This window comes from Paenibacillus sp. FSL R5-0490 (genome assembly GCF_001956215.1).
GTDB lineage: Bacteria > Bacillota > Bacilli > Bacillales > Cytobacillaceae > Cytobacillus.
The window spans coordinates 79,373-97,206 of record NZ_MRTQ01000012.1 but is presented as its reverse complement, the minus strand read 5'-3'; the positions used below and the strand labels follow the sequence as shown (position 1 = coordinate 97,206).

Annotated in this window: 18 protein-coding genes, 1 other RNA gene and 1 riboswitch; of the genes, 15 read left to right on the top strand and 4 right to left on the bottom strand. The window is 42.0% G+C overall.

Annotated features, from left to right (window positions below; translation table 11 throughout):
* Positions 1–31: 31 nt before the first annotated feature.
* Together ssrA and BK139_RS11940 are read left to right on the top strand one after the other, a co-directional pair.
* Positions 32–368, top strand: a transfer-messenger RNA (tmRNA) gene (gene ssrA / locus BK139_RS11945).
* A 538-nt stretch (positions 369–906) separates the two neighbouring features.
* On the top strand, positions 907–1,155 hold the full coding sequence (locus tag BK139_RS11940; RefSeq protein ID WP_076258925.1) for a PepSY domain-containing protein: 249 nt from the start codon (positions 907–909) through the stop codon (positions 1,153–1,155).
* Between the two features lie 107 nt (positions 1,156–1,262).
* Here the strand turns inward: BK139_RS11940 and BK139_RS11935 are convergent, their stop codons facing one another.
* Entirely contained in the window at positions 1,263–1,670 is a 408-nt protein-coding gene (locus tag BK139_RS11935) for an LAGLIDADG family homing endonuclease (RefSeq protein WP_076258923.1), read from the bottom strand.
* Between the two features lie 160 nt (positions 1,671–1,830).
* Between BK139_RS11935 and BK139_RS11930 the strand changes: the two genes are divergently transcribed.
* From BK139_RS11930 to BK139_RS11905, 6 genes are all read left to right on the top strand, one after another.
* Positions 1,831–2,436, top strand: a complete 606-nt coding sequence (locus BK139_RS11930) for a TetR/AcrR family transcriptional regulator (RefSeq protein ID WP_076258921.1) — start codon at positions 1,831–1,833, stop codon at positions 2,434–2,436.
* A gap of 34 nt (positions 2,437–2,470) precedes the next feature.
* Positions 2,471–2,632, top strand: a complete 162-nt coding sequence (locus BK139_RS11925; RefSeq protein ID WP_286148630.1) for an anti-repressor SinI family protein — start codon at positions 2,471–2,473, stop codon at positions 2,630–2,632.
* 41 nt (positions 2,633–2,673) lie between these two features.
* The gene (locus BK139_RS11920) at positions 2,674–3,111 is read left to right on the top strand and encodes a hypothetical protein (RefSeq protein ID WP_076258918.1); all 438 of its coding nucleotides are present in this window, start codon (positions 2,674–2,676) and stop codon (positions 3,109–3,111) included.
* Positions 3,112–3,169: 58 nt separating this feature from the next.
* Positions 3,170–3,230: riboswitch (Fluoride riboswitch) on the top strand.
* A 60-nt stretch (positions 3,231–3,290) separates the two neighbouring features.
* Entirely contained in the window at positions 3,291–3,668 is a 378-nt protein-coding gene (locus tag BK139_RS11915; RefSeq protein WP_076258916.1) for a fluoride efflux transporter FluC, read from the top strand.
* Positions 3,665–4,033, top strand: a complete 369-nt coding sequence (crcB, locus tag BK139_RS11910; RefSeq protein WP_076258914.1) for a fluoride efflux transporter CrcB — start codon at positions 3,665–3,667, stop codon at positions 4,031–4,033. The genes BK139_RS11915 and crcB overlap by 4 nt, the downstream gene beginning before the upstream one ends.
* A 100-nt stretch (positions 4,034–4,133) precedes the next feature.
* Positions 4,134–5,234, top strand: a complete 1,101-nt coding sequence (locus tag BK139_RS11905; RefSeq protein WP_076258912.1) for a mechanosensitive ion channel family protein — start codon at positions 4,134–4,136, stop codon at positions 5,232–5,234.
* Between the two features lie 36 nt (positions 5,235–5,270).
* Here BK139_RS11905 and BK139_RS11900 read toward each other — a convergent pair whose 3' ends face one another.
* Positions 5,271–5,810: a flavodoxin family protein gene (locus BK139_RS11900; protein ID WP_076258910.1), complete on the bottom strand. Its 540-nt coding sequence runs from the start codon at positions 5,808–5,810 to the stop codon at positions 5,271–5,273.
* A 170-nt stretch (positions 5,811–5,980) separates the two neighbouring features.
* Between BK139_RS11900 and BK139_RS11895 the strand changes: the two genes are divergently transcribed.
* From BK139_RS11895 to BK139_RS11880, 4 genes are all read left to right on the top strand, one after another.
* Complete coding sequence (locus BK139_RS11895) at positions 5,981–7,357, top strand: alkaline phosphatase (protein WP_076258908.1); 1,377 nt, start codon at positions 5,981–5,983, stop codon at positions 7,355–7,357.
* A 67-nt stretch (positions 7,358–7,424) separates the two neighbouring features.
* Complete coding sequence (locus BK139_RS11890; protein ID WP_076258906.1) at positions 7,425–8,060, top strand: DUF4352 domain-containing protein; 636 nt, start codon at positions 7,425–7,427, stop codon at positions 8,058–8,060.
* A 231-nt stretch (positions 8,061–8,291) separates the two neighbouring features.
* On the top strand, positions 8,292–8,741 hold the full coding sequence (locus BK139_RS11885; RefSeq protein WP_076258903.1) for a MarR family winged helix-turn-helix transcriptional regulator: 450 nt from the start codon (positions 8,292–8,294) through the stop codon (positions 8,739–8,741).
* Positions 8,742–8,817: 76 nt separating this feature from the next.
* Positions 8,818–11,946, top strand: a complete 3,129-nt coding sequence (locus tag BK139_RS11880; RefSeq protein WP_076258900.1) for an MMPL family transporter — start codon at positions 8,818–8,820, stop codon at positions 11,944–11,946.
* Positions 11,947–12,044: 98 nt separating this feature from the next.
* Here the strand turns inward: BK139_RS11880 and BK139_RS11875 are convergent, their stop codons facing one another.
* Positions 12,045–12,761 (bottom strand): 3-ketoacyl-ACP reductase, encoded by a 717-nt coding sequence (locus BK139_RS11875; RefSeq protein WP_076258898.1) that lies wholly within the window; start codon positions 12,759–12,761, stop codon positions 12,045–12,047.
* 139 nt (positions 12,762–12,900) lie between these two features.
* Here BK139_RS11875 and BK139_RS11870 point away from each other — a divergent pair, with 139 nt between their 5' ends.
* Complete coding sequence (locus BK139_RS11870) at positions 12,901–13,899, top strand: LLM class flavin-dependent oxidoreductase (RefSeq protein ID WP_076258895.1); 999 nt, start codon at positions 12,901–12,903, stop codon at positions 13,897–13,899.
* A gap of 333 nt (positions 13,900–14,232) precedes the next feature.
* Here the strand turns inward: BK139_RS11870 and liaG are convergent, their stop codons facing one another.
* Positions 14,233–15,087, bottom strand: a complete 855-nt coding sequence (gene liaG, locus BK139_RS11865; protein WP_076258893.1) for a LiaG family protein — start codon at positions 15,085–15,087, stop codon at positions 14,233–14,235.
* A gap of 271 nt (positions 15,088–15,358) precedes the next feature.
* Here liaG and BK139_RS11860 point away from each other — a divergent pair, with 271 nt between their 5' ends.
* Together BK139_RS11860 and BK139_RS11855 are read left to right on the top strand one after the other, a co-directional pair.
* A complete protein-coding gene (locus tag BK139_RS11860; protein WP_076258890.1) occupies positions 15,359–15,901 on the top strand; it encodes a GNAT family N-acetyltransferase in 543 nt (180 codons plus the stop codon).
* 344 nt (positions 15,902–16,245) lie between these two features.
* On the top strand, positions 16,246–17,736 hold the full coding sequence (locus BK139_RS11855) for a potassium/proton antiporter (RefSeq protein ID WP_076258888.1): 1,491 nt from the start codon (positions 16,246–16,248) through the stop codon (positions 17,734–17,736).
* Positions 17,737–17,834 lie beyond the last annotated feature (98 nt).

The following is a 17,834-nucleotide window of genomic DNA, read 5'->3' as shown; positions in this document are numbered from 1 at the left end:
ATTCGGCGCAGACCTATTATAATGGGGACGCTACGGATTCGACAGGGATAGTTCGAGCTTAGGTTGCGAGTCGAGGGGATCGGCCTCGTTAAAACGTCAAAGCCTATAACTGGCAAAACTCAAAACAACTTCGCTTTAGCTGCCTAATAGGCCTTTAGCGGTTCGCCCCTCCATCGCCCATGTGGTAGGGTAGCGGACTCACTCTTAGTGGGCTACGCCGGATTCCACCGCCTGAGGATGAAGGAAGAGAACAACCAGGCTAGCTGGCCGGACGCCCGTCGATAGGCATAAGGATCAGCGAATCGCGAATATATCGACTACACTCGTAGAAGCTTAAGTGCCGATATTTCTGGACGTGGGTTCGATTAATTATTAGTCGCCTTGTGTGGCAACACACAAGTGAAAATTCGGCTTTATCGGTGAAACCTAAGTCGCCTGACTGGCGATAAGGCAATGCCGAGCGGTATGTGGAGCAATCCAACAGCCGTGTATCGACTTATAGGCTGCCACAGAAGTGGTAGTACTAGGATGCGAAATCCTGCCTGATCTCAGGTAAATATATATTTCGCATAATACGCCGAAGGACCTGTTAAGACAGGTTCAAGATATAGTCAGTGCCATGACGAAAGCATGGAAGTGCACGTCCCACCGTCTCCACCAAATACATATTTGGTGGTTTTTTATTTGTCTTTTAATGTAAAGCATAAGTTTTCCTTTTGGAAAGCTTATGCTTTAATTTATTTTTCGGAGTAACTAATTCCTTATTAAGCTGAAGAGCCAATGTATCAAAGGATTGCCGCACCTCTTTAAAATTCAGGTTAGTAAAAAGAAATTATGGAAAAGCACATAGAGTTTGTCAAATACATACGGATAAATAAGGTTGAACTATGTAGGAGGGAAATGTCAATGTATGAAAATTATTATTATGGCAACCAAATACCCATGTATAGACAAAGAATTACGAAGGAACAAGCTCAAGAAATTGCCCTTAAAAATGTACCGGGAAAAATTCAACATGTAGATATGGATTTAGAAAATGGTGTCTTAGTTTATGAAGTTTTCATTTTAACACCCGATAACAGAATATTCGAGGTAGAGATTATTGCAAAAACAGGAAAAGTATTAAAGATTGAAGAAGAAAATGATTTTGATTAATACTCCCCTATAGGCTGGACTTTAGGTTTAAATTGCATCCGGCATTCATTTTATATTCAAGAGGAGTGAAGAAAGGCAGCCTTTGCTGCCTTTTAGTATGACTGTTTTTATATCTTAAAAAAATCTTCTTCAAATAAAATCTTCTGTTTTAACTTATTTACATTATATTTTCCATTTCTGGGAGTTACTCTATCATAATTATCAAGGATCCAAAAAGCCCGATTTCTCTTTTTGTCCACTCTTAAATAAGGTGATATTTGTTTTAACAAGTACATAACTTTTTCCTTTTGTTTTATATTCAAAGAAAAGGAATTTTTGTGAATACCTGGCTTGTAATTCTTTTTATTTATAATTGTCCCGCCTGCTAATGTTTGTAAATAGTCTAACAGCTCCTTATCAGTAGATGCTATAGTTATGCAAGGTCGGCGATGCTCACTCGCATGCATTCTGGTTAGAGTAATTGTTCCTTCACCATCGATAATTCCTGCAATATAAGCTGCTTCAAAACTTTCCATTTCCCATCCCCCAGTGTAAAATAAGAATGTACGTTCCCTTTTTGAGTATAACATAACTTTCTCTGTTTATTAATAAAAAATTCAGATAATTGGTTGACTTTCCCAATAGTGATGGTAGATAATACTTCTGAGTAATATAATGCAGACGGAGCTGTTATTTATGGGGCACAGAGGACGGAAAATAGGAGCCAGCGGGGAGCAGAGCCGCGCATTGCTTCTTGAAGTTGCCGCGGAGGAATTTGCGCAGAAAGGCTATTTTCATACAAAAATCAGCGATATTGTGAAAAGGGCAGGTTTGACACAGCCATCGTTTTACCTGTACTTTGAAAGTAAAGACGCAATTTTCCGAGAACTGGTCGATTTGTTTCGTACCCGGCTTTCCGAACTTACGTCCAATAGCCGTGTGGAATCAGGCCTTGATTTACCTGCACTTCCTGAACGAATAACCTCAGGCCTATCTGCTATTTTTAAATTTTTTATGGAAAACCAAAATTTAACCCGCATCGGATTTTTTATGGCTTCGGATGCCGACGAATTTAAGGAGATACTTGCTGGTCAAATTGAATCCAACCTCTTGTCAGAGCAGCAGGCAGGATACTTCAGGGAAGATATTGATATGGGAACTGTCGCAGAGAGTCTGACGGGGATTATTGAACGCCTGACATTAACCAGATTATTTAAAGGGATAAAGGCTCCAGAAGATTTAGCAAAAGAAGTTGTCCATTTATTCCTTTATGGAATGATTAATAAAAGCAGCAATCAATGAAGACTTCTTAGGGGAACAGAATCTTTACGGGAGAGTGGAAAAGGGAATGGAAACCTGTGAGGGGAAAATTGATAAAGAATGGGTAGAGCTCATATTGACAGCCAAACAGCTGGGGTTAACAATTGAGGAAATACAGGACTTTATTAAACAATCCAAAAGTGGGTCTAATAAAGGCAGGATTCAGGAAAAATCATAAATAGCTTGATTATCCTGCGATTAATGGGAAGGATAGGATCAATGCGGAGACTTTGGGTATTGGGTGCATTTACAGGATTGCTATCTGGAATTTTTCTGGGGTTATTCTTGAAAATGATTGAGATATCCACTGGAATAAAAGTGTACACATTGCTATTAAATGTGGATTACTTTCCGATTTTAAAAAACTATTATTTTCCCGAATTAATCGAATTTGGATTTCATCTGATCATTTCAGTTATAGTGGCAATCAGCTTATTATTAATAATAAAAAAATACCGCTGGAACAGGACCCGAATCATCGTCCGTACATTATTCATCACCTTTTCCATAGGAGTTCTGCTTTATCCGACAACTGCATTATCCGATCGAACCCCTGAACTTACATCTTTACCTGCCCTATTTTTCTGGCTTCTTGGCCATCTGTTATATGGTCTGCTGCTTTCTTTGCTGTTTATAAAAAAGGGGAATTCTTACTGAATTAGGATAAAGGTCTTTTAATCCTTGTTAATATGTTTTATAGTGTTAGTAAAGATACGTCTAATTAGGTGATGGAGTTCACCTTTAACCGCCTTTTGGCTAATGACTCCTGTCAGTTTTGTGGTAACTGGCAGGAGTCTTTTTGTTTTGGGTAAACTAAGGGAAATGGAGGGGTCTGGATGGTTTATATACTGGTTGGCGCAGCAGGGTTTTTAGGTGCCGCATTACGTTATAGCATTGGTGTTTTTCTTTTTCAGGAAAATGCTGTTTTTCCTTTTGCCACTTTGACGGTTAATCTTCTGGGAAGTTTTCTCCTGGCTTGGCTGACGACGGGGCTGATGGTTCGTTTTTCTTTGTCGGCTCATATAAAAACAGCACTCGGAACTGGTTTTGTGGGATCCTTTACCACCTTTTCAACATTAAGCGTTGAAACGGCAGCACTCTTTCTCGATGGAAAAACAGCCCTGGCCGTTTTGTATATCGCAGCCAGCATCATTGGCGGATTATGGATGAGCCGATTGGGTTTTAGGGTCAGGAAAGGAGAAGAAACGGGATGAGTTCATTTCATATTCTTCTAGTGGGGATAGGCGGTTTCTTTGGAGCGATTTCCCGGCTTTGGGTCAGTCAGTTTATTAGTAAAAGGTTGGTGTCGGTTTTCCCTGCTGCCACGCTCATCATTAATTTAATGGGTTCACTCTTTCTCGGAATCATGGTGGGCTCAGGGATAAAAGGCAGCCTTATAATGCTGCTTGGCACAGGATTTATGGGGGCTTTCACTACTTTTTCTACCTTTAAGCTGGAAGCGATACAGCTGCACATGGATAAAAGGAAAAAGGAGTTTATTCTATATAATATATTGAGCTATGGCGGAGGAATTCTTTTGGCTTTTCTCGGTATTGAACTGGGAATGCTCCTCGGATGAAGAGAAGGTTTTTCCAATGCGTTTTTTAGGGAATATCGTATGATAACCTGTCTTACAGAATTATGTTATGATAACAAATAGCATCAAGGAGGTTATTCATATGTTCTGGGAGACTTACATGAGAGAAGATATATTAGTGGACTTGGGAATATCAATTGGAATTTTCCTGCTGTTTTTAATTTTTCGGAAGCTTTTTGCCAAATATGTATTTACACTATTATTAAGGCTTAGCAGAAAAGCCCCAAATGACTTTTTCTCACACGTATTTGTTTCATTCCAAAAGCCGATTCAGTTTTTATTCATTATTATAGGAATCTATGTTTCTGTTGGTTATTTTCCTTATCTGAATCAGCATAATTCACTGTTCCTGGATATTATTAGAGCATCTGTCATTATCATGCTCACATGGGGCTTGTACAATATGGCATCGGCATCTTCAGCCCTTTTCACAAGCCTAAAAGTTAAGTACGATCTGGAAATTGATGATATTCTCATTCCTTTCATTTCTAAGGCATTGAGATTCGTGCTTGTGGCAATTAGCATCAGCATTGTTGCTCAAGAATTTAACTATGATGTGAATGGTTTTGTGGCGGGACTCGGGTTAGGCGGAGTTGCCATTGCTTTTGCCGCTAAGGACGTACTGGGCAACTTGTTAGGCGGCTTCGTCATTATAACAGAAAAGCCGTTCACGATTGGTGATTGGATAATGACGCCAAGTGTCGAGGGAACCGTAGAAGATATTTCTTTCCGAAGCACGAGAGTAAGAACATTCGCCCAGGCGCTTGTTACTGTTCCTAATGCAACTTTAGCAAATGAATCCATTACCAACTGGAGCAAGATGGGAAAAAGACAGATCAGCTTTAGACTGCGTGTTACCCATGATACAACCAAAGATCAAATGGCCAATGTCGTCGGGCAGATCGAGTATCTGTTAAAAAATCATCCGGATATTCATCCGGAAACCATTCTTGTTACTTTTGACGACTACAAAGAAAATGGGCTCGATATCTTCCTTTATTTCTTCACTAAAACAACAAATTGGGGAGAATTCCTTAAAATTAAGGAAGAAATCAATTTTGAGATCATGGACATTCTTGAAAATGAGCGTGTTTATGTTGCTATGCCAAGCAGGAAGTTGTATTTAGACCCTGATGGGGAAAATCAGCTGAAAAAAGATTCCAGGGTGAGACAGGAATCATGATAAGTAAAAAAGGCGGAACCATGAGAGTCCGCCTTTTTATTTTGACAATAGTGTATTCCACTGGTCGGCCTTCGCTAAAGCAAGAGTGTCCTCTTTAACTTCTCCCGGCTTTACTCCGCTCCCGATGATATAGTCCGCAAATTCCATCCCGACAAAATCAAAAATGTATTGAAATTGCTGAACAAGAGGAAGTCCTTTTACTTTCGCACTGCTGCCGCCGGTAATAACAACGTAAGCTTTCTTCTTTGCCAGCTCTTCTTTCAGATTAAAGCGCTCATCCCTTAGATACTGTGACCAGCGATCAAAGAAATCCTTCATGGGGCCGCTCATTCCATACCAATATAAAGGGGTGGCGAATACGAAAACATCATGTGTCAGCATGTGTTTCACTAATTGTTCATAGTCGTCATTAACCGTTGTAAAGCCGCCATCTGCATGCCTTTTATCCACAATTGGTTCGATATGCAGGTCTGCTAATTTTACCAGGGTGTAATCAGTCCCTTCCACAATCCTCTTTGCCAAATACTCTGAGTTCCCATTTTCTCTGGTACTGCCCAGCAAAGCCAATACTTTCATTGAAATCTCTCCTTCGACTATCTCTTTGTATGAATTTTACATAAAAATATTTGTGGAAGCAAAAAAAGCATCTTTACATAAGTGTTAATTCATTTTTACATTCTATTAATCTCTCATTTACATTAGGATTCTATACTACTCGTGTAGGTTAACAAAGGGAGGTTCATAGAATGAAATATAAGAAATTTACAAAAAAGACGCTTCCAATCCTTGCTGCTTCTGCAGTTGCGTTTGGCGGACTTATGGGTTCAGTACAGCAAACAGAAGCTAAAGGACAATCAGATAAAAGAGAAATCAAAAATGTTATTTTTCTTATCGGCGACGGGATGGGCGTATCATACACGTCTGCATTCCGCTATTTAAAAGACGATCCCACCACAAAATTTGTTGAACGTACTGAGTTAGATAAATATTTGGTTGGCCAGCAAATGACTTACCCTGAAGATCCTGAACAAAATGTAACTGACTCTGCCTCTGCAGCGACAGCGATGTCTGCGGGTATTAAAACATATAACAATGCCATTGCTGTTGATAATGACGGTTCTGAGGTAAGAACAGTTTTGGAAGCAGCGAAAGAGCAAGGAAAAGCGACTGGTCTTGTAGCTACATCAGAAATTACGCATGCCACTCCTGCCTCATTCGGGTCGCATGACGAAAGCCGGCAAAATATGAATGCCATTGCCGATGATTATTATGATGAACTTATCAATGGCAAGCACAAAGTAGATGTTCTTCTTGGCGGAGGAACTGATCTGCTTGTCCGCAAAGACAGAAACATCGCGGCGGAATTCAAGAAGGACGGTTACAGCTATGTAACAGACCGTAAAGAATTATTGGCAGATAAAAATGAACAAGTCCTTGGTCTGTTTGCAGAACGCGGAATGCCAAAAATGATTGACCGCACAGAAGACACACCTTCATTGAAAGATATGACTGCTTCTGCAATCGAGCGTTTGAACAAAGATAAAGACGGCTTCTTCCTGATGATAGAAGGAAGTCAGGTAGACTGGGCAGGCCATGATAATGACATCGTCAGCGCAATGAGTGAAATGGAAGACTTCGAGAAAGCATTCAAAGCAGCGATCGAGTTTGCCAAGAAGGACAAGCACACCCTTGTTGTGGCAACTGCCGATCATTCAACTGGCGGCTATTCCATCGGTTCAGATGGCAACTACAACTGGTTCAGCGAGCCAGTTAAAGCAGCGAAGCGCACACCAGATTTCATGGCTCAGGAAATTGCCAATGGAGCCGGTGTGGAAGAAACGTTAAAGGAATATATTGATCTTGATTTAAAAGAAGAAGAAATTCAATCTGTTAAAAAAGCTGCTGAAACAAAAAAGGCATCTGACATCGATAATGCCATTGAAGAAATTTTCAACCAGCGCTCCCATACGGGCTGGACAACAGGAGGACATACAGGTGAAGATGTGCCTGTCTACGCATTTGGCCCAGCCAGCGACCGATTTGCAGGGCAAATTGAGAATACTGACCAGGCTAAACTGATCTTTGAGATATTAAAGTCTAAAGTAAAGATTGAAGATAAATAAATTTTTATCTCCCGCTGCTTTCGGAATGCAGCGGGAACTTTTTTACACCAACTGAAGGGGGATCATCATGAAAAAACTAATTACAATGATTACTCTCTTATCCATTGTCCTGTTCGGCTGCTCAAATTCCCCGGAACAGCCTGCTGAGGTTAAGGCAGAAGTTCCGGCGGAAAACGAAACGGTGAAAAATTATGCCCCAAACCCTCAGGTTCCGGACGACCGGCAGCTGTGGAAAGAAGGGAAGACTCACATAGATGAAAAAGGTGAAATCACGTTAAAAAAAGCAAAAACTGTAGACGGAAATTATAAGATTGGCCCAATCGAAATGAAAATAACTGATGCCAAAGTGATGCATCTGAAGCCTGACTACAGTCTGGTAGACTATTTTCACACCTTGACCCATGACGAGGAATTCGATTTTGTTAAGGTTTTTGTGCAAATAAAGAACACCTCTGATCAAAAAGTGAATTTTGCCCCGGCAGCCATCCTGGAAACAAGCGAAGGCGAGCAAATAACCTGGGAGAAAGATATTTATCTTGATGGGCTTAACGAAGAAATGGAGCCTAACGAAACCAAAGCCGGCAATGTTGGCTTTATTATTGAAAAATCGGATCTGAAAAGTATTGAAATAACTACCAGCGACGTGTTTGGTGGTGATAAGAACAAGATTGAAGATGCAGAAAAGATTAAAATCGAATTTTAAGGACAAGGCTCCAGAGATGGGGTCTTTTTTTAGTTTCGCCGATAAGTTCAAACTCAATGAATTAGAAAAACTTCGCTGTTATCGCAAATGAGCAAGGTAAACTTTATTTTATTCCAGTTGATAAAGTTAAATTGACAACAATCCTTCCCTATATTAAAGTTAACTACGTTAATAGTTAAGTAGTTGAACAGTTAAACGATAGAATAATCACACTGTGAGGTGAATATATAAGTGAGTGTGCCAGACATTAAGGATTTGGTCGACCGGTATATTGCCGTTTCTTTTTCTGTTGAGAAAAAGGCTGCGTCACTTGTAAAAAATCAGATTGGCAGCGATCTGACCAATGATCAGCATTTTACTCTGAGGTACATAAATCAGGCAGGTTCCTGTACTTCGTCAGAGCTTGCGGAAGTGTTTGATGTAAAAAAGAGTGCGATCACCGCAATGATTACGCGCATGTGGGAAAAGGGTCTGATTCAACGGACACGTGATGAAAATGATCGCAGGGTAGTCTATCTGACACTTACCGAAAAGGGAAATGAGCTGTACGTCAAAGCAGAAGAAAAGATTCATAATCTTGTAGAGTCACTGATAAACAGATTTGATCAGGCTGAAATCCAGCAGTTCATTGAAACCTTTGAAAAATTGGATAAAGTACTATCACAGTCTACCGGGCAGTAAGACTAACAATCAGCGGGGGAAAGTTTCCGATGATTGAGCTTTCACTTTATCAGAAAACAAAGCGGGGGATAAAATAGTGTATTCAATTATTAAAAGAAAATGGCTTGTCATTGTCGTCTGGATCGCAGTGGCTGCCGGCTTGTTTATGGCAGCACCAAACATGACAGATCTGGTCCGTGATAAAGGGCAGATTACTGTGCCTGAAGAATATTCATCCACACTTGCCGGGGATATCATGCAAGAAGTGCAGAAACAGGAAGGCGGCGGGGACGAGACCCAGATCGCACTTGTTTTTCATAATGATAAAAAGCTCACAGGAGAAGAAATCAAAGAAGCGGAGAAAGCTATCCGCATTCTTGAAGACAGAAGCAGCGAATTGGGCATTACAGAAGTTCTTAGCCATTTTAATGAAGAAAGCTTGAAAGACCAGCTTGTTTCAGAGGATGGCAAGTCGATTCTAGCTTCTGTCAACGTAAGCTGGAACGACCGAGAGCCAGCTGAACTTAGTGAAGAGCTTTATTCAGCTATTGATGATGCAAAGGTAGATCATTATTATACGAGTGAATGGCTGATCAATGAAGATCTTATGAACAGTTCGCAGGAAGGGCTGAAAAAGACGGAAGGAATCACAGTTGTCTTTATTCTAGTCGTTTTGCTGCTGGTATTCCGATCAGTGGTTGCGCCAATTATTCCGCTCCTGACAGTGGGATTCACTTATCTTGCTTCACAATCCATTGTGGCATTTTTAGTGGATAGACTTGATTTTCCAATTTCGAACTATACCCAGATTTTCCTTGTAGCGATTCTGTTTGGGATTGGAACAGACTATTGTATCCTGCTGCTTAGCCGTTTTAAAGAAGAACTTTCCTATAACGAAAGCACAGCAGACGCCATTGTGGCAACATATCGAAATGCGGGGCGCACAGTATTTTTCAGCGGCCTTGCTGTTATGATTGGCTTTGCGGCAATTGGCTTCTCACAGTTTATTCTCTACCAGTCAGCTGCAGCTGTTGCTATTGGTGTAGCCATTCTCTTAATTGCTTTATTTACCATTGTGCCATTCTTTATGGCAGTGCTGGGACAGAAAATTTTTTGGCCTTCGAAAAAGAGTGCCGAGCATGGGGAAAGCAAGCTATGGGGTACGGTCGGCCGATTCTCGCTGGCGCGTCCATTCCTGGCATTGCTTATCGTGGCAGCTGTTTGTGTGCCATTCCTGGTAACATATGACGGAGAACTTTCCTACAACTCCCTTGAGGAAATCGGCGGAGATGTTAATTCCATTAAGGCGTTTAATGCAATAGCTGACAGCTTTGGGCCGGGAGAATCCATGCCAACGCAGATCGTTTTGAAAAACGATGAGGAAATGGATTCAGCAGAATATGTAGGCCTGGCTGAGAAAATCAGCCGAGAGGTTGAAAAAGTAGATTTAGTGGACACGGTTCGCTCTGTTACAAGACCAACTGGTGAGCCCATTGAAGACTTCTTTGTTGCCAAACAAGCTGAAACGCTTGAAGAAGGCCTCGGGGAAGGGAAAAATGGACTGAACAAAATTTCGGATGGCTTGAATGAAGCAAGCAGCGAACTATCCAAATCAGAACCTGAGTTGCAGGATGCCACAAAAGGAATTAATGATTTGATTTCCGGCACCAATGAAATCAAGTCGGGTCTAGGTGAAATTCAGACGAACCTGGCAAAAATCGAAGATGGTATACGTCAAGGGTCGGCAGGTTCAGATCAAATTAAAGATGGTTTGGAAAAATCCAAAGCTGGTGCCGAAGAGCTTCTTGCCGGTTATCAACAGCTGCTAGTTGGGTATCAGTCAGCAGAAGAGGCCATTCCTTCCTTAATGGCGGGCTATACAGAAATCCAGACGAATTTAAATCAGCTATCGGATGGCATTAAACAGGCGAATGATGCACTGTTTGGCTATGTTGAAACCAAGGACCCTGAGCTGGCCCAAGACCCTCAATATCAAGCAATCAAAGGTCAAGTAGCTGGCCTGCAGCAGCAGCTTCCAAAAGTTTCAGAGGGTATCAATGCTGCTAATAGGGGCTTAACACAGCTGCAAAACGGCTTGGCAAAAGCAAATAAAAACTTCGGAACCGCCATATCCGGCCAAAAGGAATTAGCTTCGGGACTCCAGCAGCTGATCGATGGAATCGAAGCCCAGCAGGCAGGACTTAATCAGCTTGCAGACGGCCAGGGACAAATTGTTAATAATTTTCCAAAGCTGACAAATGGTTTAGCCGGAATCAATGGCGGGCAGGAACAGCTTCTTGCCGGATTTGGCGATCTTGGCGGACAAATCAGCCAGCTGACAGATGGCCTTGGCCAGAGTGCAGATGGGCTTGAGCAGGTATCTGAAGGACTCGGTTCTGCACAGAATTACCTGGCAGGTCTTTCAAACTCAGATAATATGGATGGTTTCTATCTGCCGCCTGAAGTTTTGGAGGATGAAGAGTTTGCCCAGGTGTTTGATGTCTATTTGTCTGAGGACCGTAAAGTCATGACAATGGATGTTGTGCTTGAAGCAAATCCTTATTCTAATGAAGCCATTAACCAGGTAGATGAAATTAAGGAAGCTGTGGAAAGAGCGACAAAGGGGACTAAGCTTGAAAATGCGATTGTCGCAGTAGGCGGGATTACAAGTACCAATGCTGATTTAAGCACAATGTCTGATCAGGATTATTCCCGTACAGTCGTATTGATGCTGCTGGGCATTTCCATCATCCTTGTGTTCCTTTTCAGGTCTATCATCATGCCAATCTATTTAATTGGTTCATTGATTCTGACCTACTATACAAGTATGGCAATGAACGAAGCGATTTTTGTGAATCTGCTTGGGTATACAGGCATCAGCTGGGCGGTTCCATTCTTTGCTTTCGTTATTCTCGTTGCGCTTGGGGTTGACTACAGCATTTTCTTAATGGACCGATTTAATGAATATCGTGACCTTTCAATCGCAGATGCAATGCTGTTATCCATGAAAAAGATGGGTACTGTTATTATTTCAGCTGCTGTAATCCTGGGCGGAACATTCGCTGCTATGATGCCGTCCGGAATGCTGTCGCTATTGCAGATCGCGTCCATCGTTCTGATCGGATTGATGCTTTACGCACTGGTCGTGCTTCCGCTATTTATACCGGTCATGGTCAAAAACTTCGGTCAGGCAAACTGGTGGCCGTTTAAAAGAAATGCAAATTAATTTAAGTGGAGACTGTCTTTATGGCAGTCTTTTTTTGATGGTTAATTTCAAGCAGAAGCAGAAAGCCCCAATTATGCATTGAGGCTTTCTGCTAAACCTTATGGATTTGTCGACCACATGCCGGCTGTTTTCACAAACACCCGAGGGTTCAATTTCAGCTGTGCTACCATGAATTCTGCCAGATCTTCCGGCTGCATGACTTTTTCAGGGTTGCCGTCAGTCAGGTTTGTTTCAATCGCAAGGTCAGTGGCAACCGTACTTGGAGTCAACGCGCTAACTCGAATATTGTGTTTTCTAACTTCAAGCATCAGGGACTCTGTTAAGCCTAAAACGGCAAATTTGGATGCGCTGTATGCACTGGTGACAGGCGCACCTTTTTGGCCTGCTGTGGATGCAATGTTGATAATATCTCCGGACTTCTGTTCAATCATTTCAGGAAGAACCGCTCTTGTAACATTATAAACACCCATCAAGTTGACCTTAATGATGCTTTCCCACTCAGCGGGAGAAAGCTCCAGGAATCCTCCAAACTTGGCGATTCCGGCATTGTTAATCAGGATATCCACAGAGCCAAGGTCTGACTTAATATGCTCGACTGCATGAGTAACAGCTTCGAGGTCGGCAACATCGGCTGCTGCAGCAGATACATTCACATCGTACTGGCTAAGTTCATCCGCCACTTTTTCCAGATTTTCAATCGTGCGGCCAAGCAAACCAATATGGACGCCTTCTTTTGCGAGCGCTATGGCTGCTGCACGGCCGATTCCTCTGCCTGCTCCCGTGATGAGAGCTGTTTTGCCTTTTAATGTATGCATCGTTTTTCCTCCTCTAAAAAAATCATTCATATACTACCAGAAAGGAGGTGAATTTCCTAATAAACCGCTTGCGCAGCTGACACGTTTGAGGAAGCTGCAGACATTATGATAAGATCACTTCAATGAAAGGGGAGTTCTCATGAAGCTCAGTGTATTGGATCAATCAGTCGTGGCGAAAGGGGATACTGCCGCTGAAACTTTTCGTAAAACAGTCAAGCTAGCTCAAATGGCAGAACAGCTTGGCTACACTCGTTTTTGGGTGGCTGAGCATCATAATTCGAATGGAATGGCTGGCTCCTCACCGGAAATTCTTATCTCACATATTGCATCAAGCACCAGCGAAATCAGGGTTGGTTCAGGCGGTGTACTTTTGCCGCAATACAGTCCTTATAAAATTGCCGAAAATTTTAATGTTCTCCAGACATTATTTCCTGGAAGAATCGATTTGGGCGTTGGGAGGTCCCCCGGAGGATCCGCATCCACCCGGCTTGCCCTGACAGATGGCGTAAGGAAAAGTCTGAATGAATTTCCGAGACAGCTTAGGGATTTGCAGGGGTTTTTGAACAAGGAGCTTCCAGAAGGACATCCTTATCAGCAAGTCAAAGCTTTTCCAGAGGCTGAAGACCCTGCACTATTGTGGCTTCTTGGAATCACACATCGCGGAGCAAGGCTGGCTGCGGAAGCGGGAGCTGCCTTTACGTATGGGCACTTTATCAATCCTGCCAATGGAAAGAGAGTAATGGATACATATTTCAGTCAATTCCAGCCTTCAGCAGCTTTGTCTGAACCGAAAGCAAATGTGTGTATTTTTATTGTATGCGCACAGACACAGGAAGAGGCTGAAAAGCTGGCATTGAGCCAGGATATGTGGCTTCTGGCAGTTGAAAAAGGGAGGGATACTAGATTAATCCCAAGCACAGAATCTGAAAGTATCCAGCTCACACATGCGGAAAAAAAGAAAATAGCTGAAAACCGCAAAAGAATGCTGGTTGGTACTCCCCGAAAAATAAAAGAAGAATTGCAGCTGCTCAGCGAAATCTACGCAACAGATGAGTTTATGATCATCACCAATATCCATGATTTTCAGGGCAAGCTAAATTCATACACAATGCTGGCTGAAGCTTTCGGATTAAGTTGAGTATTTGTAATCCACAATTAATCCAGCGGTTGAGGATTAACTTCCCGCTGTTTCAAAATGTGAATAACTAATTCATTGATTTTTTGAATTTTTCAGAAGTATCCACAATTAAAGTTGTTTTTTGCCCGTTTCATCCACACAGCGTGGATAATTCATGGAGAAAATAGAGTTATCCACATAGGTAATCATAACCGGGATAAAAAGTTATCCCCATTCATGGCCGTCTTTTTATTTTTCCACATAAGTAATTGCCTGTCTTCCTATCTGTTCCCATCCGGCAATGAACCTCTCCTTATCCTCATTCAGCATCAAAAAAAGCCCGGTTTCCCGGACTTAATTAATTTCGGCTTTCCCGCTGGATACAGAGATGCGGATGTCGTGTTCACCTGATCCATGTTTGCCTGAAATATCATTTTTATCCCGCTCTTCATCATCCAATTCGAAAGTGCTGCTGATATGGCCGCTGCTTGCTTTGCCTTTTAAGATGAAGTCTGCATCATCAGGCAAGTCAAGGCGGACAAAGCCTGAACTGGCTTCCACTTTAATAGAGTCAATCAGCTTGCCGACCATTATATCGAGATGTCCAGATGAGACCCCGGCGTCAAGCTTGCCCTGGTAGTTGCGGATCTTCACTTTGCCTGAACTCATATCTATTTCGCCTGATCGGGCAAATAAGTGATTGGCATCCATCATTCCCGAGGAGCCTTCATGCTCAAATTCATCCGTCTTAATGTTGGCCAGGCTGACTTTTCCCGAGCTCATATTAACATCCAGGCTCTCAAGCTCGAAAGGCTTGCTCTCAGATTCACCGGCGAAATTCAAACGGCCGGAACCGATGTCAATGGACATGGATTTATTGAAATCTTCAGGAACGTAAACTTTCAGATTGCTTTTGTTATTGAAAAACTGAAAGCCATCCAGCCACTTTCTTTTATATTCTACACGAATTTCGTTTCCAGACTTATTTACTCTCACTTTGCCTTTACCGTCAAGCTCCGCTCTGACATCATTTCTCTTTTCAGGAATAATGACTGTATCTGAGCTTGATACATCTATGCTGATAGTATTTATCCTCTTGCTGAGAGAAGCTTCGGTACTGTTGCCTCCAAAGCTGAGCCAGCTGTTCACGCCGGTAAAGAGCAAATAGGAACTGATTAAAATAATAAATATTACAAGTATCCTTTTCAAAGTGATTCCCCTGCTTTCATTCTATAGATTTCTTAAGTATATCTTACAAAAGGCGAAGTCTTTGCGCATTGAGCCGCAGCTTTATTTCCTGCTAGGACTTGAGGCGTATGGGATATAGGATTACGCTTTTTCGTCTGGCGGGGAAGTGGAAACTGAGTGTATTCAGAACAGCAGAAATTCCAGAGAGAAGCTCTGTCTATATTTACTCTCTAGAATGAATTCTCTTTTCACTGCTAATACCTTATTATAAAAGGAAAAAACAGGAGAATCTATGAAAACAACAACTGTTAATGGAAAAACAATTAATGTGGGTTTGACTGAGGTATGTGAAATAAAGCAGACTGCTGCTGAACTGAAAAAAATTAAATCGCATTTAAAGATTGTACCGCTCTCAAAAGATTACGAAACTGCTGCAAAAGAATTAATATTGAATGGATTCCAGGAACGCTTCGGGTTTATTGACCATTCCTTAAATCCTGATTTGTACTGCCTTATAGAAACATATAACGCTGAAGGTGCCCTTTTTTTGGCTGGTTTAATTGATAATGAACTGGTGTGTACAGGTGCAATTACCCATGAAGGCAATGGGGAGTGCAGGCTGCAGCGAATGTCTGTAAAAAAGGAATTCCGGGGTCATGGCCTTGCCGGAATGATGGTACGGAAACTGGAGGATCATGCCAAAGCAGCCGGTTACATAAAAATTGTCCTGGAAACAAATATTGCCTGGGATAGTGCGGTAAACCTCTATAAACGCTGCGGATATAAGGAGTTTAAAGTGGAAGATGAGATGATCCATCTATACAAAGAAATTTAGCGGATTTGCCTAAGGGCAAGTCCGATTTTTTTTTAAAAAAAAGCATGCATATGAAGTGAGATGTTACATAATATATGTTATAATGTATTTATGTTACATTAACAACCGATAAAGACAGTGGAAGCTGCAAAAGATACTCGTATACGGGAAACAAAGCCAGCGACTCACTGTCACTTCTTTCTAATAGCAGCTCTGCGCCATGCTAGATCCGCAATGAGCTGCTGTCATCATCTCTCCTGGCATTATCCTGTTCCTGGTGCAATAAAAAGTAATCCTCAACAAAGAAAAAACATTTTTTATAACCTATATCCTTTGATTAAATCTGAATAAAGAAGGTGATCGTATTGGCTGAATTTATTTGGCACACAGATGCACTTATCCTGCTGGCTGCTATTCTTTTTATTATTGGAGTAATGACAACTAAATTTTCTGCACGGCTTGGCGTCCCAGCTCTTGTTCTGTTTATCGCGGTCGGAATGGGATTGGGGCAATTCATTTATTTTGATAATGCGAGAATTGCGCAGATGATTGGGGTTTTAGCCTTTATCATTATTTTGTTTGAAGGCGGACTGCAGACGAACTGGAAAACAGCTCGGACGGTCATTGTACCCTCTTTATCATTGGCAACCTTAGGTGTTGTGATTACCACCGGACTTGTTGCTGTGGCAGCAAAGTTTATTCTCGGTGTAGATTGGCCTGTCGCAGTGCTATTTGGTGCGATTGTCGGTTCAACTGATGCAGCTGCCGTTTTTGCTGTTTTAAAAGGGCAAAATATACAGCCCAGGATTTCCGCAACACTGGAAGCCGAGTCCGGCTCCAATGATCCCATGGCAGTGTTCCTGACAGTTGCCATGATTGAGCTGATCATGACTCCCGGCTCCGGCATTTTCGCACTTGTTGGTTCCTTCTTTATCCAAATGGGAGTGGGAGCAATAGCCGGTCTGTTGTTTGGCAAGTTCGCAATATGGTCATTGAATAAAATTAACTTGGATTCAAGCGGCCTTTATCCTGTGTTTGCAACTGGTTTTGCCATGCTGACATATGGAATAACAGCTTATCTGGGAGGCAGCGGCCTTCTTGCTGTATATGTGGCCGGTATTATGATTGGCAACGCAGACATTGCCTATCGCCACTCTGTTTTCCGTTTTACGGAAGGTTTTGCCTGGATGATGCAAATTGCGATGTTCGTTATTTTAGGCCTTCTGGTCTTTCCGAATGAACTTTTCCAATCTGACATTTTGCTAAAAGGCCTGGCTCTTTCAGCACTTCTCATATTTGTTGCCAGACCTGCTGCTGTTTTTCTAACCACCATTAAAATGGGCTTTTCGATGAAAGAATTGATCTTCTTATCCTGGGCAGGATTAAAAGGGGCTGTGCCAATTGTGCTGGCCACTTTTCCGCTGCTATCCGGCGTGGAAGGAAGTCACGAAATTTTCAATGTTGTCTTTTTCGTTGTCCTGACCAGCGCTCTTATCCAGGGATCAACCATAACATTGTTAGCTGAAAAGCTCGGTCTGACTGGGCCTGAGAAGGCTACTCCGATGCATTCCCTGGAATTGGTTTCCCTTGGGAAAGCAGATGCTGAAATGATTGAATTCGAAATCGAAGAAGATGCATTCATTATCGGGCAAAATCTGATGGAGATCCCTTTTCCTGAAGGAGCACTCGTCAATGCAATCATTCGTAAAGATGAGTTAATTACTCCAACAGGCAACACCCAGATTGAGGAGGGAGATTTTCTTTACATCCTTACTAAGAGAAAATATAAAAGAGAGCTAAAGCTGCTGCTGAAAAAGAAAAAACCAGCTGAAACTCTGGTTGAAGCAGAGGCGTAGTCAAATAGGGAACCAGTGTGGAGAAGATCTGCACTGGCTTTTTGCATTTTCACGGATAAGCAAGTTAGATAACGGAAAAAATCAAAATTTCGAGGTTA